The following is a 1,435-nucleotide window of genomic DNA, read 5'->3' as shown; positions in this document are numbered from 1 at the left end:
GAGGATGCCGGCTACCACAAGGGCCTCAAGGCCCGGCAGATCCAGATGATCGCGATCGGCGGCGCGATCGGCACCGGGCTGTTCCTGGGCGCGGGCGGGCGGCTGGCCGCCGCCGGCCCTTCCCTGGTGTTCGCGTACGCGATCTGCGGCGCGTTCGTGTTCCTGATCCTGCGCGCCCTGGGCGAGCTCGTGCTGCACCGGCCCTCCTCGGGCTCCTTCGTCTCCTACGCCCGGGAGTTCTTCGGCGAGAAGGCAGCCTTCGTCTCCGGCTGGTTCTACTGGATCAACTGGGCCATGACCACGATCGTGGACACCACCGCCGCGGCCCTGTACATGAACTTCTTCGGCCGCTACGTGCCCTGGATCGCAGCCGTGCCCCAGTGGGCGTGGGCCCTGATCGCCCTGGTCCTGGTCCTGGCCCTGAACCTGGTCTCCGTGAAGGTGTTCGGCGAGATGGAATTCTGGTTCGCGCTCATCAAGGTCGCAGCGCTCGTGACCTTCCTGGTCCTGGGCATCTACTTCGTCATCTTCGGCACGCCCACCGGCGGCCAGGTCGGCTTCAGCCTCCTTTCCGACCACGGCGGCATCTTCCCGATGGGCATCATGCCGATGATCGTGCTCATGCAGGGCGTCGTCTTCGCCTACGCCTCCGTCGAGCTCGTCGGCACCGCCGCCGGGGAGACCGAGAACCCCGCCAAGATCATGCCCAAGGCCATCAACTCCGTCGTGGTGCGGATCGCGGTGTTCTACGTCGGCTCCGTGATCCTGCTCTCCCTCCTGCTGCCGTACACGGACTACCAGAAGGGCATCAGCCCGTTCGTGACCTTCTTCGGCCACATCGGCGTGGGCGGCGTGGACGTCATCATGAACCTCGTCGTCCTCACCGCCTCCCTCTCCTCCCTCAACGCCGGCCTGTACTCCACCGGACGCATCCTCCGCTCCATGGCAGCCGCCGGCTCCGCCCCCAGATTCGCCCTGCGGATGAACAAGGCCGGCGTCCCCTACGGCGGCATCGCCATCACCGCCGCCGTCTCCCTCCTGGGCGTGCCGCTGAACTACCTCGTCCCCTCCGACGCCTTCGAGATCGTGCTCAACGTCGCCTCCGTGGGCATCATCAGCACCTGGGCCGCGATCATCCTGTGCCAGATCCAGCTCCAGCGCTGGGCCAAGAAGGGCTGGACCGAGCGGCCCAAGTTCCGCATGATCGGCGCCCCCTACACCGGCTACGCCACCCTGGTCTTCCTCGCGATCGTGCTCGTCATGATCCTCATCGACTCGCCGTGGACCCTCCTGGCCACCGCCATCGCGTGCGTGCTCATGGTCATCGGCTGGTACGCCTGCCGCGACCGGATCCGGGAGATCGCCGCCGCCCGTGAGGGCTACACCGGCACCGCACCCGTCATCGCCAACCGACCCACCACCCGCAGATAACCTG

Annotated in this window: 1 protein-coding gene; it reads left to right on the top strand. The window is 67.3% G+C overall.

Annotation, left to right across the window (positions count from 1 at the left end; genetic code table 11):
* The coding region (locus E6A26_RS17485; protein WP_136612485.1) for an amino acid permease at positions 1–1,431 on the top strand (1,431 nt) is incomplete at its 5' end.
* Positions 1,432–1,435: the final 4 nt, after the last annotated feature.

It is taken from the genome of Sinomonas albida (assembly GCF_004919045.1).
Lineage (GTDB): Bacteria > Actinomycetota > Actinomycetes > Actinomycetales > Micrococcaceae > Sinomonas > Sinomonas albida.
This window is presented reverse-complemented; position numbering and strand designations above follow the sequence as displayed.